At 61.2% G+C, this 26,262-nt stretch carries 21 protein-coding genes, 3 tRNA genes, 3 pseudogenes and 1 riboswitch; of the genes and pseudogenes, 17 read left to right on the top strand and 10 right to left on the bottom strand.

The features are described from left to right. Window positions 1-224 precede the first annotated feature (224 nt). A complete protein-coding gene (locus tag P3R82_RS18120; protein WP_283194814.1) occupies window positions 225-1,055 on the top strand; it encodes an enoyl-CoA hydratase in 831 nt (276 codons plus the stop codon). Between the two features lie 11 nt (window positions 1,056-1,066). Here the strand turns inward: P3R82_RS18120 and P3R82_RS18115 are convergent, their stop codons facing one another. Both P3R82_RS18115 and P3R82_RS18110 read right to left on the bottom strand, forming a co-directional pair. After that, the gene (locus tag P3R82_RS18115; RefSeq protein ID WP_283194813.1) at window positions 1,067-1,903 is read right to left on the bottom strand and encodes a DMT family transporter; all 837 of its coding nucleotides are present in this window, start codon (window positions 1,901-1,903) and stop codon (window positions 1,067-1,069) included. Between the two features lie 402 nt (window positions 1,904-2,305). After that, the gene (locus P3R82_RS18110) at window positions 2,306-2,635 is read right to left on the bottom strand and encodes a hypothetical protein (RefSeq protein ID WP_283194812.1); all 330 of its coding nucleotides are present in this window, start codon (window positions 2,633-2,635) and stop codon (window positions 2,306-2,308) included. A gap of 83 nt (window positions 2,636-2,718) precedes the next feature. Between P3R82_RS18110 and P3R82_RS18105 the strand changes: the two genes are divergently transcribed. The 3 genes from P3R82_RS18105 (at window position 2,719) to P3R82_RS18095 (ending at window position 4,908) form a co-directional block, all read left to right on the top strand. Next, a complete protein-coding gene (locus tag P3R82_RS18105; RefSeq protein WP_283194811.1) occupies window positions 2,719-3,147 on the top strand; it encodes a CoA-binding protein in 429 nt (142 codons plus the stop codon). A 126-nt stretch (window positions 3,148-3,273) separates the two neighbouring features. Continuing rightward, entirely contained in the window at window positions 3,274-4,557 is a 1,284-nt protein-coding gene (locus tag P3R82_RS18100; protein WP_283194810.1) for an O-acetylhomoserine aminocarboxypropyltransferase, read from the top strand. A 6-nt stretch (window positions 4,558-4,563) separates the two neighbouring features. Further along, on the top strand, window positions 4,564-4,908 hold the full coding sequence (locus P3R82_RS18095; protein ID WP_283194809.1) for a cupin domain-containing protein: 345 nt from the start codon (window positions 4,564-4,566) through the stop codon (window positions 4,906-4,908). A 39-nt stretch (window positions 4,909-4,947) separates the two neighbouring features. Here the strand turns inward: P3R82_RS18095 and P3R82_RS18090 are convergent, their stop codons facing one another. Next, on the bottom strand, window positions 4,948-5,427 hold the full coding sequence (locus P3R82_RS18090; RefSeq protein WP_283194808.1) for a MarR family winged helix-turn-helix transcriptional regulator: 480 nt from the start codon (window positions 5,425-5,427) through the stop codon (window positions 4,948-4,950). A gap of 186 nt (window positions 5,428-5,613) precedes the next feature. Here P3R82_RS18090 and P3R82_RS18085 point away from each other — a divergent pair, with 186 nt between their 5' ends. Then, window positions 5,614-6,414 carry an SDR family oxidoreductase gene (locus P3R82_RS18085; RefSeq protein WP_283194807.1) on the top strand — a complete coding sequence of 267 codons (801 nt, stop codon included), beginning with the start codon at window positions 5,614-5,616 and terminating at the stop codon, window positions 6,412-6,414. On the opposite strand, the gene P3R82_RS18080 is transcribed toward P3R82_RS18085, so the two are convergent. Both P3R82_RS18080 and P3R82_RS18075 read right to left on the bottom strand, forming a co-directional pair. Next, complete coding sequence (locus P3R82_RS18080; protein WP_283194806.1) at window positions 6,411-7,778, bottom strand: sigma-54 dependent transcriptional regulator; 1,368 nt, start codon at window positions 7,776-7,778, stop codon at window positions 6,411-6,413. The two genes, P3R82_RS18085 and P3R82_RS18080, sit on opposite strands and share 4 nt — an antisense overlap. Then, the gene (locus P3R82_RS18075; RefSeq protein ID WP_283194805.1) at window positions 7,775-9,637 is read right to left on the bottom strand and encodes an ATP-binding protein; all 1,863 of its coding nucleotides are present in this window, start codon (window positions 9,635-9,637) and stop codon (window positions 7,775-7,777) included. The genes P3R82_RS18080 and P3R82_RS18075 overlap by 4 nt, the downstream gene beginning before the upstream one ends. Window positions 9,638-9,874: 237 nt before the next feature. Here P3R82_RS18075 and P3R82_RS18070 point away from each other — a divergent pair, with 237 nt between their 5' ends. Continuing rightward, on the top strand, window positions 9,875-11,209 hold the full coding sequence (locus tag P3R82_RS18070) for a dicarboxylate/amino acid:cation symporter (RefSeq protein ID WP_183899674.1): 1,335 nt from the start codon (window positions 9,875-9,877) through the stop codon (window positions 11,207-11,209). Window positions 11,210-11,314: 105 nt separating this feature from the next. On the opposite strand, the pseudogene P3R82_RS18065 reads toward P3R82_RS18070, so the two are convergent. After that, window positions 11,315-12,567, bottom strand: a pseudogene (locus P3R82_RS18065) (cytochrome P450). Between the two features lie 52 nt (window positions 12,568-12,619). Beyond that, the gene (locus P3R82_RS18060) at window positions 12,620-13,873 is read right to left on the bottom strand and encodes a GGDEF domain-containing protein (protein WP_283194804.1); all 1,254 of its coding nucleotides are present in this window, start codon (window positions 13,871-13,873) and stop codon (window positions 12,620-12,622) included. 384 nt (window positions 13,874-14,257) lie between these two features. Between P3R82_RS18060 and clpP the strand changes: the two genes are divergently transcribed. The 6 genes and pseudogenes from clpP to P3R82_RS18030 all read left to right on the top strand — a co-directional run bounded on the left by clpP (window position 14,258) and on the right by P3R82_RS18030 (window position 21,757). After that, window positions 14,258-14,896 (top strand): ATP-dependent Clp endopeptidase proteolytic subunit ClpP, encoded by a 639-nt coding sequence (gene clpP, locus P3R82_RS18055; RefSeq protein WP_112425431.1) that lies wholly within the window; start codon window positions 14,258-14,260, stop codon window positions 14,894-14,896. 282 nt (window positions 14,897-15,178) lie between these two features. Next, window positions 15,179-16,455, top strand: a pseudogene (gene clpX / locus P3R82_RS18050) (ATP-dependent Clp protease ATP-binding subunit ClpX). 415 nt (window positions 16,456-16,870) lie between these two features. Beyond that, on the top strand, window positions 16,871-19,285 hold the full coding sequence (gene lon, locus P3R82_RS18045; RefSeq protein ID WP_183899677.1) for an endopeptidase La: 2,415 nt from the start codon (window positions 16,871-16,873) through the stop codon (window positions 19,283-19,285). Window positions 19,286-19,490: 205 nt separating this feature from the next. After that, window positions 19,491-19,766 carry a DNA-binding protein HupB gene (hupB, locus tag P3R82_RS18040; protein WP_018900220.1) on the top strand — a complete coding sequence of 92 codons (276 nt, stop codon included), beginning with the start codon at window positions 19,491-19,493 and terminating at the stop codon, window positions 19,764-19,766. A gap of 122 nt (window positions 19,767-19,888) precedes the next feature. Next, a riboswitch (FMN riboswitch) is annotated at window positions 19,889-20,038 on the top strand. Between the two features lie 88 nt (window positions 20,039-20,126). Further along, the gene (locus tag P3R82_RS18035) at window positions 20,127-21,029 is read left to right on the top strand and encodes a DMT family transporter (protein ID WP_283194803.1); all 903 of its coding nucleotides are present in this window, start codon (window positions 20,127-20,129) and stop codon (window positions 21,027-21,029) included. A 128-nt stretch (window positions 21,030-21,157) separates the two neighbouring features. Then, the gene (locus tag P3R82_RS18030; RefSeq protein ID WP_283194802.1) at window positions 21,158-21,757 is read left to right on the top strand and encodes an inorganic diphosphatase; all 600 of its coding nucleotides are present in this window, start codon (window positions 21,158-21,160) and stop codon (window positions 21,755-21,757) included. Window positions 21,758-21,832: 75 nt separating this feature from the next. Here the strand turns inward: P3R82_RS18030 and P3R82_RS18025 are convergent, their stop codons facing one another. From P3R82_RS18025 to P3R82_RS18015, 3 genes and pseudogenes are all read right to left on the bottom strand, one after another. Continuing rightward, window positions 21,833-22,819 (bottom strand): aldo/keto reductase, encoded by a 987-nt coding sequence (locus tag P3R82_RS18025; protein ID WP_283194801.1) that lies wholly within the window; start codon window positions 22,817-22,819, stop codon window positions 21,833-21,835. 127 nt (window positions 22,820-22,946) lie between these two features. Beyond that, window positions 22,947-23,553: pseudogene (locus P3R82_RS18020) on the bottom strand (class I SAM-dependent methyltransferase). A gap of 130 nt (window positions 23,554-23,683) precedes the next feature. Beyond that, window positions 23,684-23,759, bottom strand: a tRNA-Val gene (locus P3R82_RS18015). Window positions 23,760-24,150: 391 nt separating this feature from the next. On the opposite strand from P3R82_RS18015, the gene P3R82_RS18010 reads away from it, so the two are divergent. From P3R82_RS18010 to P3R82_RS17990, 5 genes are all read left to right on the top strand, one after another. Continuing rightward, window positions 24,151-24,227: transfer RNA gene (locus P3R82_RS18010), tRNA-Asp, on the top strand. Window positions 24,228-24,278: 51 nt separating this feature from the next. Beyond that, window positions 24,279-24,355: transfer RNA gene (locus tag P3R82_RS18005), tRNA-Asp, on the top strand. A gap of 322 nt (window positions 24,356-24,677) precedes the next feature. After that, window positions 24,678-25,043 (top strand): NADH-quinone oxidoreductase subunit A, encoded by a 366-nt coding sequence (locus P3R82_RS18000; protein WP_283194800.1) that lies wholly within the window; start codon window positions 24,678-24,680, stop codon window positions 25,041-25,043. Continuing rightward, on the top strand, window positions 25,034-25,618 hold the full coding sequence (locus P3R82_RS17995) for an NADH-quinone oxidoreductase subunit B (RefSeq protein ID WP_283194799.1): 585 nt from the start codon (window positions 25,034-25,036) through the stop codon (window positions 25,616-25,618). The genes P3R82_RS18000 and P3R82_RS17995 overlap by 10 nt, the downstream gene beginning before the upstream one ends. 15 nt (window positions 25,619-25,633) lie before the next feature. Further along, entirely contained in the window at window positions 25,634-26,236 is a 603-nt protein-coding gene (locus P3R82_RS17990; protein ID WP_183899683.1) for an NADH-quinone oxidoreductase subunit C, read from the top strand. The last annotated feature ends 26 nt before the right edge of the window (window positions 26,237-26,262 follow it).

Genomic DNA, 26,262 nt, shown 5'->3' with positions numbered 1-26,262 from the left:
CGGTGTGTATAGAGGTTGAGGTGGACAGCGTCAATATTGCTGCGGGCCGTGGCTGTAAAAACAAGCAAATGAAATCAATGAGTTAGGTGTGTGGTATTTTGATACCTCAACTTTCGGCATCGCGACACTAGCGCTTTGGCGCCGACGGCATCGCTTCTCCTCGAAATGACTGGCCTTTTGTGGCAGGACTGATAGCACGAAATCGACATGCAGGGAGTTTCATCATGGCCGAAGTTCTATCGTTCCGCACCGATGCCAGCAATGCCAGCGCTTCGCTCGTGCTGCGCCAGCTTTCCGATGGCATCCTGCGGCTGACGCTGAACAATCCTCCTGCCAATCACCTGTCGCTCGCGATGATGGAGACGCTGATGGGCGAACTGCAGAATGCGGCCGAGGACGACGGCGTGCGTGTGGTGATCATCGCATCATCAGGCGATGTCTTCTCGGCCGGCCATGATCTCAAGGAGTTGACCGAGCATCGCGCCGATGCCGATGATGGCGAGGCCTTCTTCGAGGAAACCTTCGCGCTCGCGGCCGACCTGATGCTTGAGATCACAAAGCTGCCGAAGCCCGTCATCGCCGAGATCGACGGCCTTGCAACCGCCGCCGGGTGCCAGCTTGTTGCTTCCTGCGATCTGGCGATCTGCACCGATACCGCGACCTTCTGCACGCCGGGCGTCAATATCGGGCTCTTCTGCGCGACGCCGATGGTGGCGCTGACGCGGTCCGCGCATCGCAAGCAGGCGATGGAGATGCTGCTGACGGGCGAGACGATCGACGCCTCGACCGCCAAGGATTTCGGCCTGGTCAACCGCATCGTGCCGAAACAATATCTGCAGCAGGTCGTCACCAAATACGCATCGGTGATTGCAAGCAAATCGCCGATGGCGCTCCAGGTCGGCAAGGAAGCCTTCTATCGCCAGGTCGAAATGCCGGTCGAGGAAGCTTACGGCTATGCCGCCGAAGTCATGGTCGACAGCATGATGACCGAGGATGCGGAAGAAGGGATCGGCGCTTTCCTCGAAAACAGGATGCCGGACTGGACGCGGGACTGAACCCGGGGAGCTCACGCCAGCTTCAGCAGCAGCCCGCCGAGCGCGATGATCGCGCCGGCGAGATAGCGCCAGGGGCTGGCTTTCTCCTTCAGGAACACGACGGAGATGATGAGCGCGAACAGGATCGACGTCTCGCGCAGCGCGGCGACGGTGGCGACGGGCGCCTTGGTCATTGCCCAGAGCGCCAGGCCGTAGGATGCGATCGATCCGGCGCCGCCGATCAATCCGCGCCACCAGTTGACTTTCACATGCATGGCCACCGCATAGGCGCCGCGCCGCGAGATCGCCCAGCTGATGAGCAGCACCGGCGGCAACAGCGACATCCACAGCGTATAGGATATGGCATTGCCCGATATCCGCGCGCCGATGCCGTCGACATAGGTGTAGGTGGCGATGACCACGGCGTTGGCGAGCGCCAGACGAATGGCGTGGCCGCTGCCGCGCTTGGCCTCGAAGGCGAGCGTCAGGATGCCGGCGCAGATGGTGATCGTGCCGATCAGCGCGCCCCCGGACAGGCTCTCGCCGAGCACGAACCCGCTCGTTGCCGCCACCAGAAGCGGAGCGCAACCACGCATTAGCGGATAGACGAGCCCGATGTCGCCGGCGCGATAGGCGCCCGCGACCAGCTGGAAATAGGCGAACTGCAAGATCGCCGATGCGCCAATATAGGGCAGGGCATCGGTATTCGGAAACGGCAACAGCGGCAGGAACGGCAGGGCCGCGATCGCTCCGCCCGCCGAAATCAGGCTGGCATCGAGCGCCTTGTCCGTCCCGGCCTTGATCAAGGCGTTCCAGGTGGCGTGAAGAAGCGCGCCGAACAGGACCAGCAGGATGACGGTGAAGGACAAAACAACTACCTGATGGTGTGGCGAGAGGACGGAATAAATCTTGTTACGCCGTCATCAGGAAAATGCAACAGCGACCATGGTGGCGGAGGTATGCGGCGTCCTCTCTGCTTAATCGATTATGCAACCGCCGGACGATCATATCGCCTGCCGCTTCCTGAGACACGTACGCCAGAAGTTTCAAACCGTTTTTGCTCATTCAACTATGAGGTGTTTCTAAAATGAACGTGAACGAATGGGGACATAAACAGTATATACAGTGAACATCGATGGGGATTTGCACGTTAACCCGGATGGGTGATGCAAATAGATCACAGAAAGCCGCACGTCGGCGCGGCGCGTCACTTAAAATTGGTGGGTTTTATGCCCGTCCGCTGGGCACTCGCTCAACCGCTGTGGCGGGTCTCAGAGCGAGTAATCCGGAATGATGAATGTCCCGTCCAGGTTGTCGATATTCTGGCAATTCAGAACCCGGCATTTCGGGTTGTCTTTCGTCGGAATAGTGGTCCATTCGGCGTATTCGTTGGCGTCGCACATCCGGCTGTTGCGCACATATCGGTCGTAGAGCGTCATGCCCCGAACGCGGGTGGAGGGGTAGCGCAAGATGACCGCTCCCTCGTTATGGATGGCGGCGCGCGCCCGATCGCAGCTGATCGTCTGCGAATTGTAGCGCGATATCGCCAGAGCCGGCGTCGCGGCAATGAGCGCGGCGATGAACACAAGCACTTTTCTCACGGCGATCTCCTCCTTCGGCATCAGGCGCACCTATTATATATAACAGACACCCCCCGGTGTCATTCAGTTGGAGACAAGGCCAGATGGATCACGATCACTATAGCGACGACTACATCCTCGATATCCTGCGCTCGGTGAAGACGATAGCGCTCACCGGCGCGTCGCCCAATCCCGCCAGGCCGAGCAATGGCGTCATGGGCTATCTCCTGTCGCGCGGCTATGAGGTCGTGCCGGTCAATCCCGGCCAGGTCGGCAAGCGCATCCAGGGGCAGGAGGTCTTCGGCCGTCTCGCTGATGTGCCCGTGCCGGTCGACATGGTCGACGTCTTCCGCGCTTCCAATTATCTGTCGGAGGTGGTGGATGAGGCGCTGGCGATGAACCCGCGACCGAAGGTGATCTGGGCGCAGCTCGGCGTTCGAGACGATGCCGCGGCCGCCAAGGCCGAGGCGGCCGGCATCAAGGTTGTGATGGACCGCTGCCCGGCGATCGAGTACCCCCGCCTCATCGGCTGAGAAGGGCAAATTTTTCGCCAAACGCGTCTCGGTTGAAACGGATGGCGATTAACTTTTGGCGATCGTTCGCTATGCTCCGCCCAGCGAAGTCAAAGCAGCAAAGTCAAATCAGAACGGGAGCACTTCATGACCGCGAATGATCCGGGTTTCAATACGTTGGCCGTGCATGCGGGCGCAAAGCCCGATCCGTCGACCGGCGCCCGTGCCACGCCGATCTACCAGACGACGGCCTACGTCTTCAACGATGCCGATCACGCCGCAGCACTGTTCGGGCTTCAGGAATTCGGCAACATCTACACCCGCATCATGAACCCCACCCAGGCGGTGCTCGAAGAGCGTGTCGCAGCACTTGAGGGCGGCACGGCCGCGCTCGCCGTCGCTTCCGGCCACGCAGCGCAGGTGATCGTCTTCCACACGCTGCTGCGCCCTGGCGAAAACTTCGTCGCCGCCAGGCGCCTCTATGGCGGCTCCATCAACCAGTTCGGCCATGCCTTCGATAATTTCGGCTGGCAGGTGCGCTGGGGTGATCCCGCCGATCCGGCGAGCTTCGAGAGCCAGATCGACGAGAACACCCGGGCGATCTTCATCGAAAGCCTCGCCAATCCCGGCGGCACCTTCGTCGATATCGCGGCGATCGCCGATGTCGCGCACCGGCACGGCCTGCCGCTGATCGTCGACAACACCATGGCCAGCCCCTATCTCATCCGTCCGATCGAGCACGGCGCCGATATCGTCGTGCATTCGCTGACCAAGTTCCTCGGCGGCCACGGCAATTCCATGGGCGGCATCATCGTCGATGGCGGCACCTTCGACTGGTCGAAGTCAGGCAACTATCCCATGCTCTCGAGCCCACGGCCGGAATATAATGGCGTCGTCCTGCACTCGACCTTCGGCAACTTCGCCTTCGCCATCGCCTGCCGCGTTCTCGGTCTGCGCGATCTCGGCCCGGCCATCTCGCCCTTCAACGCCTTCCTGATCCTGACCGGCATCGAGACGCTGCCGCTGCGCATGCAGCGCCACAGCGAAAACGCCGCGACGGTCGCCAAATGGCTGAAGGCGCACAGCAAGATCGCCTGGGTCAACTATGCCGGCCTGGAGGACGATCCGAACCACGCGCTGCAGCAACGTTATTCGCCAAAGGGGGCGGGCTCCGTCTTCACCTTCGGCGTCAAGGGCGGCTACGAGGCCGGCAAGTCGCTGGTCGAGGGCTTGCAGCTCTTCTCGCATCTCGCAAACATCGGCGACACCCGCTCGCTGGTCATCCACCCGGCCTCGACGACCCACCGCCAGCTGACCGACGAGCAAAAGACCGCCGCCGGCGCCGGCCCGGATGTCGTGCGCCTGTCGGTTGGTATCGAGGACGTCAAGGACATCATCGCCGATCTCGAACAGTCGTTGGCGAGGGTTTGAAGCGCAATGGCAAACCATCTCCAACTCGATATCACGGGCGTCGAACCTGAGGTCGGCGCCCCGGCGGAGGGTCGGCTGATCTCGGGCGATCCGCAATTCCGGACATGGAATCTGGAGGAGGCCGATGGCGGTCTCTATGCCGGCATATGGGAGGGCACGCCGGGCAAGTGGCGCATCCTCTATGATGAGTGGGAGTATTTCAACGTACTGTCAGGCCACTCGATCGTCACCGAAGACGGTGGCGAGCCGGTCCACCTGCGCACCGGCGACCGGATGATCCTGAGACCCGGCTTCAAGGGAACCTGGGAAGTCGTTGAAACGACGCGCAAGGATTACGTCATCATACTTTGATGGCCTTGTCACCATCCGGTGATATTTGTGGCGCGGCCTTTAGTCCTGATGCTTTCGAGCCTCGGCAAACGCCGCGGCAAAGCCCGGCGATGCGATGAGGTCCATGGTCCGCCGCAAATTTTCAGAGGCCTCTTTGCCGAACGCCGCATCGAAGCGCGCCTGTGCGTCGCGCCACAAGCCGTTCGTATCGCTCCATAACTGATTGCCCCTGTCGGTAAGCCGCACGCGCTTGACGCGGCGGTCGTGCTTGTCGGCCACCAGTTCGACCAGCCCGTCGCGCTGCAGCGGCTTCAGCGTGTGGCCGAGCGCGGAGAGATCCATCACCATCGCCTCCGCGAGCGTCTTCAGCGGCGTTTCGCGGCCCAGCCTGATCTGCGTCAGCAGCGTGTACTGCGTGATCTTCAGGCCGCTCGGCGCCAGCACGTCTTCATAAAGCTGGCCCAATTGCCGTGAGGCGCGCTTGAGCGCGCTGTTGCTGCAATAATTCCATGCCCCGTCCGGGGCGCTGCTCTCTGCCATCGCTTGTTCTCCACCGCTGATGTCTTCCGATTGCTGGCGATCCGTCAACCGCTAAAAACGTCAGATCTTTTTCCAAGGCTCTTGCGCACGCCAATTCGTCGCTTAAATATAGTGGTATATACCAGTAAATTTAAGCGCCCTCCCTTGATCAAACAGGGTCGGTTCAAACAAGGAAGGAATGCTGCAATGTCTACTCTCGGAACCGCACTCGTCACCGGCGCCTCGTCCGGCATTGGCGCCACCTATGCCGATCGCCTGGCCAAGCGCGGATACGATCTCGTTCTCGTTGCCCGCGATGCCGCGCGCCTGCAGGCGTTGGCCGATCGTCTGACCGAGGAGACCGGCGTGAAGGTGAGCGTCCTGCCGGCCGACCTGACCGATCGCGCCGACGTCAGGAACGTCGAAAAGCGCCTGCGCGAGGACACCGATATCAGCCTGCTCGTCAACAATGCCGGCATCGGGCCCAAGGGCAAGCTCCTGGACGATGACATCGATTATCTCGAGACGATGATCGAGTTGAACGTCGTCGCCGCCAACCGGCTGGCCATTGCCGCCGCGCAGGCTTTCGCCGGGCGGGGCAGGGGTGCCATCGTCAACATCGCATCGGTGGTCGCCTATATTCCGGAGCGTTTCAACGGCACATACAGCGCCACCAAGGCCTTCGTCCTCAATCTCACCCAGGCCATCCATTCCGAAGTCGCGGAAAAGGGCGTCAGGGTTCAGGCGGTCATGCCGGGTCTGACCCGCACGGAAATCTTCGAGCGCGTCGGCCGCTCGTTCGATGATCTGCCGCCATCGATGGTGATGGACGTGAACGACATGGTGGATGCAGCCCTTTCAGGCTTCGATCAGGGCGAACTGATCACCATCCCCTCCTTGCCCGATCGCGGCGATCTCGACACGGCGACCGCGGCGCGTTTCGCGCTCGGGCCCAACCTCTCGCGTGACAAGCCCGCCGCACGCTACGGTGTCGTGAACGCAGGCTAGCCGCGTTCGTCGCTCGGCGCGTAGTCGGCACGCACGATGCCGTGGCGCTGCAGCTTGTCGTAGAAGGTCTTTCGCGGGATGCCGAGTTCCGCGATCGTCCTGCGCACATCGCCGTCATTGGCGTCGAGCACGTCCCGGATGATGCTCGCCTCGTAGCGGTCCAGCCGATCGGGCAGGGGCAGGCCCTCGCCGAGATCGGCGGGCTTCGGGTCGGATGCGCCGCCGACGAACTGCTCGACGCCAAGCACGAAACGCTCGGCGAAATGCGAGAGTTCACGGACGTTGCCGGGCCAGTCGTGGCTTTGCAAATGGCGGTGCACGGCGGAAGACGCCACCGGCATGTCGCGCCTGAAGCGCTTCGCCGCTCGCTCTGCGAAATAGCCGAAGAGCAGCGGAATGTCGTCGCGACGCTCCCTGAGCGGCGGGATCGAGATCGTCACCACGTTCAGCCGGTAATAGAGATCCTCTCGGAAATCGCCGCGCTGCCGGGGATCGCCGAGATCGACCTTGGCGGCCGCCACGACGCGCAGATCGACCGGCCGCACCTCGTTGGTCCCAAGCGGCGTCACCTCGCGCATTTCAAGCACGCGCAGCATCTGCACCTGCGTCGACGGCGCCATGCTCTCGATCTCGTCGAGAAACAGCGTGCCGCCGCTGGCGTGTTCGATGCGCCCGACACGCTTCTTCTGCGCGCCGGTAAAGGCGCCCGGCTCATGGCCGAAGAGCTCGCTTTCGATCACCGTCTCCGGCAGAGCGCCGCAGTTGAGCGCCACGAAATTCCCCGAATTACGCCGTCCCCACTGGTGCAGCAGGCTCGCGACAACCTCCTTGCCGCTCCCGGTCTCGCCGGTCACCAGCACATCGACATCGGTGTCGGCGATCTGTCGCAGTGTATGGCGCAGCCGCTCCATCGCCGGCGTCTGGCCGATCAGCGGCAGGTCGTCGCGCACCTGCTCGCTTGCCTTGCGCAAGGCCCGGTTCTCCAGCACCAGACGTCGCTTCTCCACCGCTCGGCGTACGCTTTGCACCAGCCGGTCGGCGGGGAAGGGCTTGCTGATGAAATCATAGACGCCCTGCTGGATCGCCTTCACCGCCATCGGAATATCGCCGTGACCGGTGACCAGAATGACGGGAAGATCCTCATCCTGCCGCTGCACACGGTCGAACAGTTGCAGCCCGTCGATCTGCGGCATGCGGATGTCGGAAACGATGATCCCTGGGAAATCCGGTGTCAGCGCCGCAAGCGCATCGACAGCCGACGAGAAGGCGGAAACGCTGAAGCCCGCCAGTTCGAGCGTCTGCTTGGTGGCACGCAGAAGATCCTTGTCGTCGTCGACGAGGAAGATGGATGCGGCGTCGGTCATGGCTTTGCTCTCACGAGATGCACGATGAAGCTGGTGCCCTGATCGCTGCTGGAGACCTCGATGCGCCCGCCGTAATCGGCGACGATATCCTTCGAGATCACCAGACCGAGACCGAGACCCTTCTCCTTGGAGGTGTTGAAGGGTGTAAACAGCGAGGCGAGGATGGCTGCGGGTATTCCCGGGCCGTTATCGGCCACGATCACCTCGACGTCGTCGTCCGTCGTGACGGCGGAAATCTCCACCCGGGCGTCGCTACGACCTTCCAGCGCTTCCAGCGCGTTCTGAAACAGGTTGATCAGGATCTGCTCCAGGCGAACCCGATTGCCGAGAACCTGCAATCCGGCCGGCGGCAGCTTGATGCTGAGCGCCTGCAATTGTCCGGCGAAGCGGCTCTTGAGCAGTACGACGGCGCCCTCGATCACATCGCGCAGTTCCACCGGCTCCGGTGCCGTCCGCCCCTTGCGCGCGAAAGCCTTCAACTCCTCGGTGATCGAACCGATCCGCTCGGTCAGAGCCGCGATGGCACCAAGGTTCTCCTTCACCGGTTCGGCCTGTTCGCGGTCGAGGAAAACGCGCGCATTATCGGCATAGGCGCGGATGGTGGCGACCGGCTGGTTGATCTCATGCGCGACGCCGGCCGCGACCTGGCCGAGAATCGCCAGCCGGTTCGCCTGGACCAGTTCCTGCTGCACGACCTGAAGCCTGGATCTGGTGTTCCTGTGATCGGCGATCTCCGCCTGCAGACGGTCGCGCGCGCGGCTGAGATCCTCCGTTCGCGCGACGACCCGCCGCTCGAGCTCCTCTCGCATCGACAGCTCCACGGCGATGCGCATGGCCGCGCTTTGCCGGCGTCTGAGCAGGAACGCCGCGACCGCGAGGATGGGGACCAGCACGGCGAGCGAAAGCAATCGCATCTCGCGGACGGAAGAGGCGACCGCCGCTTCCGTCGGCACCAGATACTCCAGCCGCCAGGGCGTTGTTGGAACGGGAGCGTAGAGGCGCAGGAATTCCGCCGCGCCTCTGCCCGGAAGGATTGCCGAAACAAGCGATGTGCGGGGGTCGATGACGTCGGGCCTGACGACCGGCAGTGGCGTCAGCGGGGCGTCGCCGAACTGCAGGCTTTCGCGGATGGAGGCTATCTCCTGCTCCGCCACCGGCACGGCCGTCATGAAGCGCCAGGCAGGGATGCTGGTGATCAGCACGACACCGTTTTCGTCCGTCACGTAGACCGGCCGACGGGTGTCGCGCCAGTCTGTCTCGAGCTGGTCGAATTCCAGCTTCACCACGACGACGCCAAGCGGCGCGTCGGCGCTGCCGACCCGGCGGGAAATGTAGAGCCCCGGCCGCTTGCTGACGCTGCCGAGCGCGAAATGCTCCGCCGTTCCCTGCTGCATGGCCCGCTTGAAATAGTCGCGGAACGTGTAGTCGTTGCCGACGAAGCTGATCGGTTCGCGCCAGTTGCTGGAAGCGATGGCAAGGCCATCCGTGCCGATGACGTAGAGGACGGCTGCCTGCGTGCCCGTCACCAGCCGCTCGAGCTTGCGGTTCAATATGTCGATATCGTTGGCGCTCGTGGACGCGAGGGCATTCAGGACCTGCTGGTCCTCGGCGAGGAGCAACGGCAACGCGCGAGGACGCTCCAGAACCGCCGTCAGCAATGCCACCTTCAGGCTGGCATCGGTCTGGCTCTGTGCCGCGAGCGCGTTGATGGACGAGCTGCGTCCGTAAAGTGCAGCACCGATCAGCGCGGCGGCAAGCAGGGCGGCCGATAGCGCGACGAACAGGATCCAGCCGCGCCGCGTCCTGCGATCGACGTCGTCGATGGTCTCAAATCCCGCAATGCTCTTCGTGTCTGGCATGGGGTATAGTGTGCGAATTTTCGCACATTCGTCAAATGGAATTGTGCGATAGTCCGCTCAATCCCGATCCCGCAAAGTTTTGCCTGAAGAAAAAAGCGTGTTGAATCATGGCGATATTGCGGCGTTCGGAAACTGGCACGGCCATTGCAAAGTATCCGCGAATAGCCGGAAGGCTGTTGATTGAAACGCAGTTTGCCCCGGGAGGCCGGTCAGGTTGGGGGCTTTATGGAGGACACTATGGGTGTTGCAATTCCAGCCGCCGAGCCGCGGACCAAGATCCCGTTCTACCGGCATCTCTATTTCCAGGTCGTCGTCGCCATCATCGCCGGCATGCTGATCGGCCATTTCTATCCCGAATTCGGCGCCAGCCTGAAGCCGCTCGGCGATGCCTTCATTCGCCTGGTCAAGATGATCATCGCGCCGGTCATCTTCCTCACGGTCGCTACCGGCATTGCCGGCATGTCGGATCTCAAGAAGGTTGGCCGCGTCGCCGGCAAGGCGATGATCTACTTCCTCGTCTTCTCGACGCTGGCGCTCATCGTCGGCCTCGTCGTCGGCAACCTGTTGCAGCCGGGCGCCGGCATGAACATCGATCCGGCCACGCTGGATGCCAAGGCGGTCTCGACCTACGCCACGAAGGCGCATGAAACCACGATCACCGGCTTCTTGATGAACATCATTCCGGAAACGATCGTCGGCGCTTTCGCCCAGGGCGACATTCTTCAGGTGCTGTTCTTCTCGGTCCTGTTCGGCGTCGCGCTCGGTATGGTCGGCGAGAAGGGCAAGCCGGTCACGGATTTCTTGACCGCGCTCACGGCACCGATCTTCCGCCTCGTTGCTATCCTGATGAAGGCTGCCCCGATCGGTGCCTTCGGCGCCATGGCCTTCACCATCGGCAAGTACGGCATCGGCTCGGTCGCCAACCTCGCTTTCCTGATCCTGACGTTCTACATCACCGCGCTCATCTTCGTGCTGGTGGTGCTCGGCGCGGTCGCGAAGTATAACGGCTTCTCGATCCTGTCGCTGATCCGCTACATCAAGGAAGAACTGCTGCTGGTTCTCGGCACGTCCTCCTCGGAAGCGGCCCTGCCGAACCTGATGCAGAAGATGGAACGCGCCGGCTGCAAGCGCTCGGTCGTCGGCCTGGTCATCCCGACCGGCTATTCGTTCAATCTCGACGGCACCAACATCTACATGACGCTGGCTGCGCTCTTCATCGCCCAGGCGACCGGCATCCAGCTGTCGCTGACCGACCAGGTCCTGCTGCTCCTCGTTGCGATGCTGTCGTCCAAGGGTGCCGCCGGCATCACCGGCGCGGGCTTCATCACGCTCGCCGCGACGCTGTCGGTCGTCCCCTCTGTCCCGGTCGCCGGCATGGCGCTGATCCTCGGTATCGATCGCTTCATGTCGGAATGCCGCGCCCTGACCAATCTGGTCGGCAACGCCGTCGCCACAATCGTGGTCGCCCGCTGGGAAAATGAGCTCGACCAGGAAAAGCTCGCCGCCGCCATGGCAGGCCAGCTGCCGGAAGAGCTCGATCAGCCGGCTCCGACGCTGCAGGCAGCCGAGTAAGGCAAACAAACCAAAGAACAGCCTGCCGTTAACAGGCAGCTGTGCCTCCCAAGGCGGATGGCCGCGCTCCCGAAAGGGAGCGCGGTCGTTTTATTTGGTCGTTTCTCACCGAGAGGGCCAGTTGAGATCGAGCCTGTCCAGCCCATGGAAGTGATAGACGTCCTTGACCTCGGGTGTCCTCGCGAGCTTCAGGCCGGGCAGGCGCTCGAACAGGATCGGCAGGACGATGTTGAGCTCCAGCCGCGCCAGCGGCGCACCGATGCAGAAGTGAATGCCGGCGCCGAAGGAGAGGTTGGGCGCCTCGCGACGATCGGGCCGGAAGGTCAGCGGATCGGTGAACTTCAGCGGATCGAGATTGGCGCGGCCAGGATCAGGCTCACCTTGTCGCCGCGCTTGAACGATATGCCGTCGATCTCGGCCGGCTCCAGCGCCCAGCGCTGGAAGATGTGAACAGGCGCACAGATGCGCAGCGATTCCTCGACGGTCCGCTCCATCGTCTCTTCATCCTTGAACAGCTGCGCCGGCGCATAGCCGCTGTCGAGGATCATCCGCACCGAATTGCCGATCTGATGCACCGTCGCCTCGTGCCCCGCATTGAGGAGCACGATGGTCGTCGAGACGAGCTCGTCCTCGGTCAGAAACTGGCCCTTGTGCTCGGTGTGGATCATGTGCGTCAAAAGGTCGTCGCGCGGATTGGCGCGGCGTTCGGCGATCACTGTCTTGACGTAGTCGGCGAATTCCGTCGCCGCCTGTTCCGCGCCATCCTCGTCCGCGCGGGTGCGGCCGAACAGATACATGCGGATATAGGCGTGCGACCACTTCAGAAGCTGCGGCCCCATCTCCTCCGGAATGCCGATCATCCGCGCGATCATCGTGACCGGAATGATGTCTGCGAAGGCCGAGAGCAACTCGACCTCGCCCTTGTGCTCGAATTGGTCGATGAGCCGGTTGGCGAGTTCTTCGAGCTCCGGCTTCATCTTCTCGACGTGTCGCGAAACGAAGGCGCGGTTGACGAGCGTGCGCAGGCGCGTGTGTTCCGGCGGCTCGAGCTCGAGCAGGGAGTAGCGTTCCGCGAGGTCGAAGTTGGCGACGTGCTGGTCGGGTTCGGGAAGCCCCAGATCCTCGCGGCTGGCGATATGCAGGATCTGCCGGCCGAAGCGGCGGTCGCGCAGGAGCGCGTTCACATGGTCATAACCGGTGAAGAACCACTGCTTCTGCTCTTCCCAGTAAAATGTGGGACAATGGGAGTGCAATGCCGCGTAGGCGGCATTGGGATTGCTGTAGAACAAGGGGCTGCGCGCATCGATGGAAACGCGGCGCGCGGCAGGGTCAATGGACATATAAGGCAATGTAATCATGCCCGAGGCTTAGCGGATTTGCCCGATCTCGGGAAGAGAGCACAACCTATTGTCAGCGTCCGAGTGAACCTACACGACGCAGCGCATGGATCTGGTCGTCGAGCGTCGGAACGAGCTCGCCCGTGGTGTGATCCGGCTTTTCTTCCGGCGGTGGTGGCGCTGCCGCCTCGGCTTCGCCGAAGGTGACGGTGCAGTTGCGGCCAGCCGCCTTGGCGGCGTAGAGCGCGCGGTCGGCCGCCGATACCAGCTTGTCCATATTCGCCTCGATGGGCGAGGCGAGGGCTACGCCGATGCTGACGGTGGCCGGAATGATGGCGTCGCCGGTGCTGACGGGAACGCGGCAGAACTCGGTGCGGATCGTTTCGGCGAGCGCTTCCGCCTCGGTCTGGTCGGAAACGCTCGTGAAGGCCGCGAACTCCTCGCCGCCCATGCGCCCGAACACGCCGGCTGGCGTGAACTGCTGCGCCGTGCGTGCAAACACCGTCAGCACGGCATCGCCGCTCTGGTGACCGAAGCGATCGTTGATGCGCTTGAAATTGTCGAGATCAAACAGAAGAACGGCCACCTGCCGGTTCTCGTCGAATGCCTTTGTCTGGATACGCGTGAACTGCGAAAACAGTCCGCGGCGATTGAGAACACCTGTCAGCGTGTCGGTCAGGCTGAGGAGACGCAGCTTCTGCTCCGAACGCCCCATGATGAGGCGAACCGTCAGCGCACAGGCGAGTGTCAACATCAGCGCCGTACCCATCGCCGCGATCCCCGCGATATTGGCCGCTGTCATATCGTCGGGCGACAACACCGCGATCGCGCCCGCGGCCACGAAACTGATGCAGCTCTGAAGAATGAACATGACCGCGAGCTTGGCGCGCGCCGACTCCCTGTTGAGGCCGGGCGAGCTCACCGCCATTGTCAGCGCTGTCGCGCCGGTTGCCGAAGCGAGATTGTAGAGGGCGACCCGGTTCGGATAGTCGTCGTGCACCCAGGGCAGGAACACGCCGGCCAGCCAGACGGCCGGCGGCAGCAGCACCCACCATTCGATCTTGCGTCGGTCGAGCGCCAGATATCCGGCCACCCAGGCGCTCTGGCCGAAAAGTGCTATCGTATTGCCGGTCTCGATCGACAGATAGCTCGGAATGTAGGCACGCAACGCCACCATTCCGAAGCCGATGCCGCTGAGCATGAAACCCAGGCCCCAGTAGAAATAAGTCTTGTCTCGGACATTGTGGCGCCAGGCAATGAACGCGACCAGCGCGAGCGTCAAAGCCTCGGTGCACCAAATGGCCAGTCCTGTCGTAACATTGAACACGGCAATACCCCTTGTATGACCGCATCCTCGCTAAATAAGCTGGCGACTTTCTTAATCGGAAAGCGGTAGCCCGCAGGCGCCTTCCGTTATCTGGCGATAGGCTTTCCACGAGGTAAATGAAGGCGCCCCGTGGAGCGCGAATTCAGCATTTCTTCATCTTGCTGAAGAGAAAAGCTGTGAGCCGGGAGTATGGCCGCCAACCGTTAATGACGGTTTCGAAGAATCTCCCTACAGAGGGCTCATCAAAACAGGCATGGTTTCCCGCCGTCTTAACGTTATCCCAAGGCGCGTCTTGAAGAGAAGGGTAGGGAAGTTCTATGTAGGGATAACGCATTTTCTTTGATTCCCGGCGTCGGGCCGGAAAGACGTTGACAAAGGACGCACATGAGAAACCCAGTCGATACCGCTATGGCCCTCGTGCCGATGGTTGTGGAACAGACCAATCGCGGTGAACGCTCCTACGACATTTATTCGCGCCTGCTCAAGGAACGCATCATCTTCCTGACGGGTCCGGTCGAGGATCACATGGCGACGCTCGTCTGCGCCCAGCTGCTTTTCCTCGAGGCCGAAAACCCCAAGAAGGAAATCGCGCTCTACATCAATTCGCCGGGTGGCGTCGTCACCGCCGGCATGGCGATCTACGATACGATGCAGTTCATCAAGCCTGCCGTGTCGACGCTGTGCATCGGCCAGGCCGCGTCCATGGGCTCGCTGCTTCTGGCGGCCGGTGACAAGGACATGCGTTTCGCCACGCCGAACTCGCGCATCATGGTTCACCAGCCGTCGGGCGGCTTCTCGGGCCAGGCCTCGGACATCGAACGTCATGCGCGCGACATTCTCAAAATGAAGCGCCGCCTCAACGAAGTCTACGTCAAGCACACGGGCCGGACGTACGAGGAAGTTGAAAAGACGCTCGACCGTGACCATTTCATGGATGCGGCGGAAGCCAAGGACTGGGGCGTGATCGACAAGGTCCTGACGTCTCGTGTCGAGATCGAAGGTGACACGCCTAGTCAGAACTAGGGATGGTGTTTTCTCCGCCACAGTTCTATCTCATTTGTGATCGAACTAGGGAATAAACCGAGTGGCGGGTGAACCAATCTCAAGTATTAATGCTATGTTGAATTCTTATGACATAGCATTTGGCTTCGAAGGGGAGTTCGTTGCCGCCGGGGCCATGACGGCCTAGTCTGGACCCGGTTCGTACCCTTGACGGCCTTGGCCGGCTGTAGCTCCAAGTGGGGGCAGGCCAATGAGTGGACCGCACTTTCACCTTGAAATGCGGCGTGCTGGAAGGAAAGTGATATGAGCAAAGTCAGCGGCAGCAACGGCGGCGACTCTAAGAACACCCTGTACTGCTCCTTCTGCGGAAAGAGCCAGCACGAAGTCCGGAAGCTGATTGCCGGACCGACAGTTTTCATCTGCGATGAATGCGTCGAATTGTGCATGGACATCATCCGCGAGGAAAACAAGTCCTCGATGGTCAAGTCCCGTGACGGCGTTCCCACGCCCCAGGACATCATCAAGGTCCTCGACGAATACGTCATCGGCCAGCGCCAGGCGAAGAAGATCCTGTCCGTTGCCGTGCACAACCATTACAAGCGTCTCGCGCACGCCACGAAGAACGGCGAAATCGAGCTTGCGAAGTCGAACATCATGCTGGTCGGCCCGACCGGTTGCGGCAAGACCTATCTTGCCCAGACGCTCGCCCGCATCATCGACGTTCCCTTCACGATGGCCGATGCCACGACGCTGACCGAAGCCGGCTATGTCGGTGAAGACGTCGAAAACATCATTCTGAAGCTTCTGCAGGCCGCCGACTACAACGTCGAGCGCGCGCAGCGCGGCATCGTCTACATCGACGAAGTCGACAAGATCTCGCGCAAGTCCGACAACCCGTCGATCACCCGCGACGTGTCGGGCGAAGGTGTGCAGCAGGCGCTTCTGAAGATCATGGAAGGCACGGTTGCCTCGGTTCCCCCGCAGGGTGGCCGCAAGCATCCGCAGCAGGAATTCCTGCAGGTCGACACCACGAACATCCTGTTCATCTGCGGTGGCGCCTTTGCTGGTCTCGACAAGATCATCTCGGCCCGTGGCGAAAAGACCTCGATCGGCTTCGGCGCGAGCGTTGCCGCTCCGGATGACCGTCGCGTCGGCGAAGTGCTGCGTGAACTGGAGCCGGAAGATCTCGTCAAGTTCGGCCTGATCCCCGAGTTCATCGGTCGTCTGCCGGTTCTGGCGACGCTCGAGGACCTCGATGAAGACGCGCTGATCCAGATCCTGTCGGAGCCGAAGAACGCGCTCGTCAAGCAGTATCAGCGCCTGTTCGAGATGGAAGATGTCGAACTGACCTTCCACGAGGACGCCCTTCGCGAAATCGCCCGCAAGGCGATCACCCGCAAGACCGGCGCCGCGGCCTGCGTTCGATCATGGAAAAGATCCTGCTCGACACGATGTTCGAACTGCCGACGCTCGAAGGCGTACGCGAAGTCGTCATCTCCGACGAAGTCGTCCGCGGCTCCTCGCGTCCGCTCTACATCTACGCTGATCGCCAGGAAGAAAAGGCCAACGCCTCGGCCTAAGTATCAGCGCGATACGAAGCGTGAATTCAAGGGGCTTGCCGTTGGCAGGCCCCTTTCTATTTGAAAAACCGTTCGCGGCACCTGCAAATGCCGATAAAACTTGCTGATGAAGCCCGAAACCACGTTCGTTGCCGTTGCGAATTCATCCGCCCTTGGCAATTATGGAATGATTCCGTTGGTGTGTTTCGGCGTTGTATTTTAGCCGGTTCGGAAATGGTCAGCGCCGGTCCAGCTAGGCGCGACATAGTGAGGTGTTCCGTTGTAGCATAGCTGTCATGTCCAAGCGGACACGGGCCATGTGGCAGCTTGAAAAGCATAGTCAGAACCTCCACTTGTTAATCCAAGTGAGAGTGCGGCCGGTCCCAAACGGCCGCGCCAGAAGAGCCCGGCAACGGGACGATGGAAAGGAAATAAAATGACGAAGAAAACGTCAGTTGCGAGCACCGCTTATCCAGTATTGCCCCTGCGCGACATCGTGGTCTTTCCGCACATGATCGTACCTCTCTTCGTAGGCCGCGAGAAATCGATCCGCGCGCTCGAGGAAGTCATGGGCTCGGACAAGCAGATCATGCTCGTCACGCAGATCAATGCCAGCGACGATGATCCCGAACCGTCCGCCATCCACAATGTCGGTACCGTCGCCAATGTTCTGCAGCTGCTGAAGCTTCCCGACGGAACCGTCAAGGTTCTCGTCGAAGGCCGCGCGCGCGCCGAAATCGACGCCTACACCGACCGCGAGGATTTCTACGAAGCCCTCGGTCACGTGCTCGAGGAGCCGCACGACGATCCGGTCGAACTGGAAGCGCTGAGCCGCTCGGTCGTGTCCGAGTTCGAGAGCTACGTGAAGCTCAACAAGAAGATCTCGCCCGAAGTTGTTGGCGCCGCCAGCCAGATCGACGATTATTCGAAGCTGGCCGATACGGTTGCCTCGCACCTGTCGATCAAGATCACCGAGAAGCAGGAGATGCTGGAAACCACCAGCGTCAAGGCACGCCTCGAAAAGGCGCTCGGCTTCATGGAAGGTGAGATCTCGGTCCTTCAGGTCGAGAAGCGCATCCGCTCGCGCGTCAAGCGCCAGATGGAGAAGACCCAGCGCGAATACTACCTGAATGAGCAGATGAAGGCGATCCAGAAGGAGCTCGGCGACGGCGAGGAAGGCCGCGACGAGATGGCCGAGCTGGAAGAGCGCATCTCCAAGACCAAGCTCTCCAAGGAAGGTCGCGAGAAGGCGGATGCCGAGCTGAAGAAGCTGCGTCAGATGAGCCCGATGTCGGCGGAAGCCACCGTCGTGCGCAACTATCTCGATTGGCTGCTCGGTATTCCGTGGTCGAAGAAGTCGAAGATCAAGACGGATCTCAACAACGCCGAAAAGATCCTCGAAGCCGATCACTTCGGTCTCGACAAGGTCAAGGAGCGCATCGTCGAGTATCTGGCTGTCCAGGCCCGCGCGACCAAGATCAAGGGCCCGATCCTGTGCCTCGTCGGACCTCCGGGTGTCGGCAAGACCTCGCTCGCCCAGTCGATCGCCAAGGCGACCGGCCGTGAGTATGTCCGCATGGCGCTCGGTGGCGTTCGTGACGAAGCTGAAATCCGCGGTCACCGCCGCACCTACATCGGCTCGATGCCCGGCAAGGTCATCCAGTCTATGAAGAAGGCGAAGAAGTCAAACCCGCTCTTCCTGCTCGATGAAATCGACAAGATGGGCCAGGATTTCCGCGGCGATCCGTCGTCGGCTCTGCTCGAAGTGCTCGATCCGGCACAGAACTCGACCTTCATGGACCACTACCTCGAGGTCGAATACGATCTGTCCGACGTGATGTTCATCACGACGGCGAATACGCTGAACATTCCGGCACCTCTCATGGACCGCATGGAAGTCATCCGTATCGCCGGCTACACCGAGGACGAAAAGCGCGAGATCGCCAAGCGGCACCTGCTGCCGAAGGCCATCAAGGAACATGCTCTGCAGCCGAACGAATTCTCGGTTTCGGACGATGCCCTGATGGCGATTAGCCAGCAGTACACACGCGAAGCCGGTGTCCGTTCGTTCGAGCGTGAACTGATGAAGCTCGCCCGCAAGGCGGTCACCGAGATCATCAAGGGTAAGACGAAATCGGTCGCGGTTACCGCCGAGAACATTTCGGACTATCTGGGCGTTCCGCGCTTCCGTCACGGCGAAGCCGAGGGCGAGGATCAGGTCGGTGTCGTCACCGGTCTGGCCTGGACCGAGGTTGGTGGTGAACTGCTGACGATCGAAGGCGTCATGATGCCGGGCAAGGGTCGCATGACCGTGACCGGCAACCTGAAGGACGTGATGAAGGAATCGATTTCTGCGGCGGCGTCCTACGTTCGCTCGCGTGCCGTCGATTTCGGCATCGAGCCGCCGCGCTTCGACAAGTCGGATATCCACGTCCACGTGCCGGAAGGGGCGACCCCGAAGGACGGCCCATCGGCCGGCGTCGGCATGGCAACGGCGATCGTCTCGATCATGACCGGCATCCCTGTTCGTAAGGACGTGGCGATGACCGGCGAGATCACGCTTCGTGGTCGCGTCCTGCCGATCGGCGGATTGAAGGAAAAGCTGCTCGCCGCGCTGCGCGGTGGCATCAAGACTGTTCTGATCCCGGAAGAAAACGCCAAGGACCTGGCGGAGATTCCGGACAATGTGAAGAACAATATGGAGATCATCCCTGTGTCCCGCATGGGCGAGGTGATCAAGCATGCTCTGGTCCGCAGACCGGAGGCGATCGAGTGGGATGGCACGGTGGAAACGCCTGTCATCGCAACGGTCGAAGGGCTCGACGAGACCGGCGCATCCATCGCTCATTGAGCCTTGTTTGCCACATTCGTGCCCTATTGCTTAAAAACCCTGAAAAGGCTGGCATTTTTGCCAGCCTTTTTTTGTGAAAACCGTACGGAGACGCTTGCTTTTCCTTGATTTGCAGGCTCTTTGGGGTGCGGCGGGCCTGATGCACCAACTTCCGTGCCCGGCTATAGATTTGAGTCGTTTCGAACCATTTGAAAGGGGTGGAAACATGAACAAGAATGAACTCGTGTCCGCAGTTGCCGAAAAGGCAGGACTCTCGAAGACCGATGCCGCTTCGGCCGTCGACGCTGTTTTCGAAGTTGTCCAGGCTGAGCTCAAGGGCAAGGGCGACGTTCGCCTCGCTGGTTTCGGTAGCTTCACCGTTTCCCATCGCGCAGCCACCAAGGGCCGCAATCCGTCGACCGGCGCTGAAGTCGACATTCCGGCTCGCAACGTGCCGAAGTTCACGCCCGGCAAGGGCCTGAAGGAAGCCGTCAACGGCTGATTGGATTTGCTTGGCCGCCGGGCAACGAGACCGGCAGCTCAAGTATTCGAAGGGTTCGGCGAAAGCCGGACCCTTTTCGCATTTGCGAGCCTTGCCGCGATCGCCTGTTTGAACTACGCATGGATCATTCTCAGGGCGGGGTGCAATTCCCCACCGGCGGTAAGAGCGCAAGCTTGAGCCCGCGAGCGCCTTTTCATCTCAGGTGAGAAGGGTCAGCAGATCCGGTTGAATTCCGGAGCCGACGGTCATAGTCCGGATGAAAGAGAATGAGCAGGGTACGCGGGGCGGCATCGTCCGCCGCGTCGGCACCCGCGTTCATGCGTCCTGATTTATGTTGGTCCCTTTGTTCGGATGAATGACATGAATCAGACTACCCCGATTTCCGCATCCGCATCGCGTGCGCTTGCCGGTGCAAGCTGGATGGTGCTTGCCGGCATTGCCTTTGCCGTTCTCAACATCGTCACCCAGTGGCTGACGATGACCCTGGTCTTTCCCTCCGCCTCGGTCGCCTTCTGGCAATACGCCTTCGCGCTCGTCTTTTCGCTGCCCTTTCTGTGGAAGACGGGCCTTGCGGCGATGCGCACCCAATATCCCTGGCGCCACGTCGTTCGCGTCGTGCTGGCGGCACTCGGCGTGCAGACCTGGGTCGCCGGTCTTGCGAGCGTGCCGATCTGGCAGGCCATCGCGCTGGTCATGACCTCGCCCTTCTTCATCATCCTCGGCGCCCGCCTGTTCCTGGGCGAACAGGTCGGCGCCGCCCGCTGGAGCGCCACGGCCTGTGGCTTCGCTGGCGCCATGATTATCCTGCAGCCCTGGTCGGACAGTTTCAGCTGGGCGGCCCTTTTGCCGATCGTCTCTGCATTGCTATGGGGCGCCTCGTCGCTGATCACCAAGAGCCTGACGGGAATAGAAAGGCCGGAGACGATCACCGTGTGGCTGCTGGTCCTGCTCACACCGGTCAATGGCGGCCTTGCCCTCGCGGCCGGATTCGCGATGCCAACAGGCACGGTATTGATGTTGCTCGTCGCGGCCGGTCTGCTGACTGTCATGGCGCAATATCTCCTGACGCTGGCCTACAGCGCCGCCGATGCCGCCTATGTCCAGCCCTTCGACGACCTGAAGCTGCCGCTCAACGTTCTCGCCGGCTGGGTGGTCTTCGGCTATGCGCCGGCGGGCTACTTGTGGCTCGGCGCCTGCTTGATTCTGGCGGCCTCGCTTTTCATCATGCGTCACGAGATGAAGCGCGAACGCGGCGCCGCATAGGCGTTGGATGGGCGATCACGAGAATGTCATTTGGATCGCCCCGGGCGCCTGAGACATGTCACATCGCTGTAATGCAAACCCCATAGGCGGATGGCGTTTCTTCGCAATACCAATTGAGGGTATCTCCTATGAAGGCAATTATTTCTGCGGCCGCTGCCGTTCTTCTCACGGCCGGCGTCGCCGCCGCTGCCGACGTTTCCTATCTCGATTTCCCGCAGCCGAACGACGATAGCAAGGAGTTCTTCACGGCGATCGAAATTCCGCAGGGAAGCTTCACCAAGTACGAAATCGACGCCAAGACCGGCCGCATCATCGTGGATCGCTTCCAGTCGATGCCGGTCATCTATCCGGCCAACTACGGCTCCATCACCAGCTCGCTCGGCGGTGACGGCGATCCGCTCGACGCACTCGTCTACACGCGCGAACCGGTCGTTCCGGGCGCCATCATCCGGGTTCGTGCCATCGGCGTGCTGAAGATGGTCGACGGTGGAGATCAGGACGACAAGATCGTTGCCGTTCCGGCCAGCGCCATCGATCCCACCTACGACAAGATCAAGGAAATCAGCGATCTTCCCGAGATCGAGCAGGAGCGCCTGCAGGCCTTCTTCCGCGTCTACAAGCAGCTGCCGGCAAAGCGCAAGGTTGTCGAGGTCAACGGCTTCGACAGCGCCGAGAAGGCACAGGCCGAAGTCGCCGCCTCCATCAAGGCCTTCGCCGAAAAGAAGTAATTCGGGCAAACCCCGGATAAGGAAATGGCCGGGTCGCTGCCCGGCCATTTCTGTTTTGCATGAAGGACGCGGCTGTTACCAGCGCTGGTGCACATGCGGAGCGATCAGCCGCTCGTAGATTTCGTGGCTCGCTGCCATCACCTCGTTCGTCAGCGGCGCCAGGCCGGCGGCCGCCGCATTGGCCTTTGCCTGTTCGGCGTTACGAGCGCCTGGAATGACCACCGTGACGGCGTCGCTCATCAGGATCCAGCGCAGCGCGAATGCCGCCATCGTGGCGCCGGCGGGAACCAGCTTGCGAACCTCCTCGACCGCCTGCAGGCCGACCTCGAACGGCACGCCCGCAAAGGTCTCGCCGACATCGAATGCCTCGCCGTGCCGGTTGAAGTTGCGATGGTCGTCGCTTGCGAACGTCGTCTCGCGGCTGATCTTGCCGGAAAGCAGGCCGCTTGCCAGCGGAACGCGCGCGATGACGGCGATGTTCTTGCGCCGCGCCTCCTGGAAGAACAGATGGCTCGGGCGCTGGCGGAAGAGATTGTAGATGATCTGGATGCTGACCACGCCGGGAAACTCAATCGCCTTCAGCGCCTCCTCGACCTTCTCGACGCTGACGCCATAGCCGCAGATCTTGCCGGCCTTCTGCAGCTCGTTCAGCCCGTCGAAGACATCGGGACGATAAAGCACCTCGGTGGGCGGGCAGTGCAACTGCACGAGATCGAGACTGTCGACCCTGAGGTTCTTCAGGCTGCGGTCGATGAAAGCTTCGAGATTGGCCTTGGTATAGCCATCGGCCACATGCGGATTGAGTCGCCGGCCGGCCTTGGTGGCGACCATCGGGCGCTCGCCGCCACGGCTCTCGAGCACATCGGCGATAATTTTCTCCGAGCGGCCGTCGCCATAGACGTCGGCCGTGTCGATGAAGGTTATCCCGGCATCGAGCGCCGCATTGAGCGCCGCGCGACCGTCCGCCTCGCTGACGTCGCCCCAGGCGCCGCCGATCTGCCATGCGCCGAAGCCGACATTGGTTACGGTATGCGGCAGGTGGCCGAAAGAATGCTGCTTCATTGGAATGATCCTCCTCGTTTCGCCATTGGCACTATCAGTCCGCACAAAGGCCGACAAGCGCTTGAGAGGAAGGAGATAGGGCAGGGCGGAACGTCCGCCTCTGCCGCTCCCCGTGAAGTGGCCCGACTCAGAGCCGCTTCAGGCAGAAGGAGAAGTGCGCGTGCGATTCGACGGTGAGGAATTCGAACTGCCAGCCATAGTCCTTGCAGAACTTGGTCACGGCTTCGACGACGCCGTAGACGATCGGCTTCACCGTGTTGCCGGTGCAGAAATCATGGCCGGCAATGCGGCCGGTCCGCTTGACCTTGCGGTCGCACAGCAGCAGTTCCTGCCAGGTCAGTTCGAACGAGTGATCGGTGTCGATATAGGCCCAGTCGAGAAAATCGTCCTCGAACTCCGCGAGCTTCTCCAGCGAAGTGCCCTGCATAAGGTGCAGCTGCCCGCTTTCGATCTCTTTGGCGAACTGCGTGTGGATCTGATCGAGACCCGAGCTGTAGCGGTCCATGCTCCAGGGATCGATGAGATAGAGCTGCGCCGGACGATTCTTTTCGGAGAATCTCCGCCGTGTATTCCCCGAACGCCGCGCCGATTTCCACGGCCACGCCGCCGTTTGGAATGCGATAGAGCAATTCGCCGCGATCCGGCAGCAGACGCGCGTTTTCCATATGATGGGCGCTGAGCTGCGTGCGCGGCATGGCCGCCCGCTGCGCCTGGCGATCTTCGCGTGTTTTCATGATTCCGTCTCCGCCTGAAGCACATGAGGTGCCGTTCGATTTGGCCGGAACCTAATCGTCGGAAACGCGATTAGCAACCGCGGCCAAGGGAAAGCCCAAGGTCTGTCAATCACATAAAGGGGAGAGAAAATGGTGGGCGATGAGAGACTCGAACTCCCGACATCCTCGGTGTAAACGAGGCGCTCTACCAACTGAGCTAATCGCCCTCCGCGGTGCGGATCATGTCCGCCGCGTCGATGGCCGTGATCTATGCGGATCGCGGACAAACCGCAAGAGCGTTTGTGAAGATTTTTTGATTTTTTTCGATCGACGTCCGCCGACCTCCCGGTTTCCCGACACTTGCGGCTGTGGAAAACAAAATCGACAAGGGCAGGGCGGTTCGTTGGTCGATCGCGGAGGAAGCAGTGCGCGAAAGCATACATATAAGTGGGCGATTTCGGATGTGATTTCATTCACCCACAAACAAATCGCAGGCTGTCATCGTTTTGTCTCCAAACCTGCTTGACACTCAAATGCGAACCCCGTAGTTAGCCGCTCATCGAAGCGGCAAGCTGCTTTGACACGGACGCGAAAGCCTCCGGATCGCTTGAAATGAATGCGGGTGTAGCTCAGTCGGTTAGAGTGCCGGCCTGTCACGCCGGAGGTCGCGGGTTCGAGCCCCGTCACTCGCGCCATTTCACGCAGGTGCTGAAAAGCATGGTCCGGAACGACGCGATCTGAAATGCGCGGGTGTAGCTCAGTCGGTTAGAGTGCCGGCCTGTCACGCCGGAGGTCGCGGGTTCGAGCCCCGTCACTCGCGCCATTTTCAAAAGTTCTCTTTTCGAAGACAGTCGCAGGCAGCCTGGTCGAGGATGCTCAAGTTGTGCTGTTCCGTTGCGCGGTTGTTCCGAGCCATGCGCTGAGCGCTGGTCAGGCATGCAACTCAGAATCGCTGTGGATGCTTTTGTCGCGACATCGTTGCATCTGCTTGATAAACTCCGGCGACGAGTACGCTATTGGCATTCTAAAAGTCTTGCGCCTTGGCTCCGGCTGCGCTAACCACGGCGAGATTACAACGCACGTTCGCTTGCCGGGCAAATGCCCACCCGCGCCTCCCGGCGTAACGGCAAGCAGGGATGAACCTGATGACTGGACTTCTCAGTTCCTATATTCCGATCGCGATCTTCATTGGTATTGCCGCCGTCATCGGCCTTTCGCTGTTGATCGCGCCTTTCGCCGTCGCCTACAAGGCGCCCGATCCGGAAAAGCTCTCGGCTTTTGAGTGCGGCTTCAACGCCTTCGACGATGCGCGCATGAAGTTCGATATCCGATTCTACCTGGTGTCGATTCTCTTCATCATCTTCGACCTCGAAGTCGCCTTCCTGTTTCCGTGGGCCGTTTCCTTCGGCGAGATCGGCTGGTTCGGCTTCTGGTCCATGATGGTCTTCCTTCTCGTGCTGACCATCGGCTTTATTTATGAGTGGAAAAAGGGAGCCCTGGAATGGGAGTAGCCCCAAGCGACAAGGCGCTCGTCGCGCCGCATCCGAAAGGCATCATCGACCCGGCAACGGGCAGGCCGATTGGCAGCGACAGTGCGTTCTTCAGCGAGATCAATGACGAGTTGGCCGACAAGGGCTTCCTGGTCACATCCACTCGCGATCTGATCACCTGGGCGCGCACCGGTTCGCTGATGTGGATGCAGTTCGGTCTGGCCTGCTGCGCCGTCGAAGGCCTGATGCAGGTCTCCGGTCCGCGTTACGACATGGAGCGCTTCGGTGTTGCTCCGCGCGCTTCGCCGCGCCAGTCCGACGTCATGATCGTCGCCGGTACGCTGACCAACAAGATGGCGCCGGCGCTCCGCAAGGTCTACGACCAGATGCCGGAGCCGCGCTACGTCATCTCGATGGGCTCCTGCGCGAACGGCGGTGGCTACTATCACTATTCCTACTCGGTCGTGCGTGGCTGCGATCGTGTCGTTCCTGTCGATATCTACGTGCCGGGCTGTCCCCCCACGGCAGAAGCGCTGCTCTACGGGGTGTTGCTTCTGCAGAAGAAGATACGGCGCACCGGAACGATTGAGCGCTAAGGGCGGAGGACTGTCATGAGTGAAGCCTTGAGCGAACTGTCGTCTTATCTCCGCGAGATGCGTGGCGACCTGATTGCCGATGCGTCGATCAGCTATGGCGAATTGAACGTAACCACGACGCCGGAAGCAATTCTGGCGCTGCTGACGTTCCTGCGCGACGATCCGCGCTGCGGTTTCGTCAGCATGATCGACATTTGCGGCGTCGACTGGCCGCAGCGCGAACAGCGTTTCGATGTCGTCTACCATCTCCTGTCGCCGAAGCAGAACCTGCGCATCCGCGTCAAGCTTGCCGTTGCCGATGGCGTATCGGTTCCGTCGGCAACGTCGGTCTACATGGGCGCCGAGTGGTTCGAGCGTGAAGCCTGGGACATGTACGGCATTCCGTTCTCCGGCCATGCCGACCTGCGCCGTCTGCTGACGGACTATGGCTTCGAAGGCCATCCGCTGCGCAAGGACTTCCCGACGACAGGTTATGTCGAGGTGCGTTATGACGATGCCGCCAAGCGCGTCGTCTACGAACCCGTCGAGCTGAAGCAGGAATTCCGCAATTTCGATTTCACGTCCCCGTGGGAAGGCACCGATTACGTACTTCCGGGAGACGAGAAGGCTGCGAATTGAGATGAGGCTCGACTGTCTTGAAGCCT

The sequence above is a fragment of the Rhizobium sp. AN80A genome (assembly GCF_030053015.1).
In the GTDB taxonomy this organism is placed as follows: Bacteria; Pseudomonadota; Alphaproteobacteria; order Rhizobiales; family Rhizobiaceae; genus Rhizobium; species Rhizobium metallidurans.
Note: the sequence above shows the minus strand (reverse complement) of the source record. Positions and strands in the feature narration are given on the sequence as shown.

Coding starts and splice junctions, on each gene's coding strand:
- P3R82_RS18025 (WP_283194801.1), bottom strand. CDS start 22,819: ATGAAGCAGCATTCTTTCGGCCACCTGCCGCATACCGTAACCAATGTC.
- P3R82_RS18120 (WP_283194814.1), top strand. CDS start 225: ATGGCCGAAGTTCTATCGTTCCGCACCGATGCCAGCAATGCCAGCGCT.
- P3R82_RS18075 (WP_283194805.1), bottom strand. CDS start 9,637: ATGCCAGACACGAAGAGCATTGCGGGATTTGAGACCATCGACGACGTC.
- P3R82_RS18035 (WP_283194803.1), top strand. CDS start 20,127: ATGAATCAGACTACCCCGATTTCCGCATCCGCATCGCGTGCGCTTGCC.
- P3R82_RS18030 (WP_283194802.1), top strand. CDS start 21,158: ATGAAGGCAATTATTTCTGCGGCCGCTGCCGTTCTTCTCACGGCCGGC.
- hupB (WP_018900220.1), top strand. CDS start 19,491: ATGAACAAGAATGAACTCGTGTCCGCAGTTGCCGAAAAGGCAGGACTC.
- P3R82_RS18095 (WP_283194809.1), top strand. CDS start 4,564: ATGGCAAACCATCTCCAACTCGATATCACGGGCGTCGAACCTGAGGTC.
- P3R82_RS18070 (WP_183899674.1), top strand. CDS start 9,875: ATGGGTGTTGCAATTCCAGCCGCCGAGCCGCGGACCAAGATCCCGTTC.
- P3R82_RS18085 (WP_283194807.1), top strand. CDS start 5,614: ATGTCTACTCTCGGAACCGCACTCGTCACCGGCGCCTCGTCCGGCATT.
- P3R82_RS18100 (WP_283194810.1), top strand. CDS start 3,274: ATGACCGCGAATGATCCGGGTTTCAATACGTTGGCCGTGCATGCGGGC.
- clpP (WP_112425431.1), top strand. CDS start 14,258: ATGAGAAACCCAGTCGATACCGCTATGGCCCTCGTGCCGATGGTTGTG.
- P3R82_RS18000 (WP_283194800.1), top strand. CDS start 24,678: ATGACTGGACTTCTCAGTTCCTATATTCCGATCGCGATCTTCATTGGT.
- P3R82_RS18105 (WP_283194811.1), top strand. CDS start 2,719: ATGGATCACGATCACTATAGCGACGACTACATCCTCGATATCCTGCGC.
- P3R82_RS18080 (WP_283194806.1), bottom strand. CDS start 7,778: ATGACCGACGCCGCATCCATCTTCCTCGTCGACGACGACAAGGATCTT.
- P3R82_RS17995 (WP_283194799.1), top strand. CDS start 25,034: ATGGGAGTAGCCCCAAGCGACAAGGCGCTCGTCGCGCCGCATCCGAAA.
- lon (WP_183899677.1), top strand. CDS start 16,871: ATGACGAAGAAAACGTCAGTTGCGAGCACCGCTTATCCAGTATTGCCC.
- P3R82_RS18090 (WP_283194808.1), bottom strand. CDS start 5,427: ATGGCAGAGAGCAGCGCCCCGGACGGGGCATGGAATTATTGCAGCAAC.
- P3R82_RS17990 (WP_183899683.1), top strand. CDS start 25,634: ATGAGTGAAGCCTTGAGCGAACTGTCGTCTTATCTCCGCGAGATGCGT.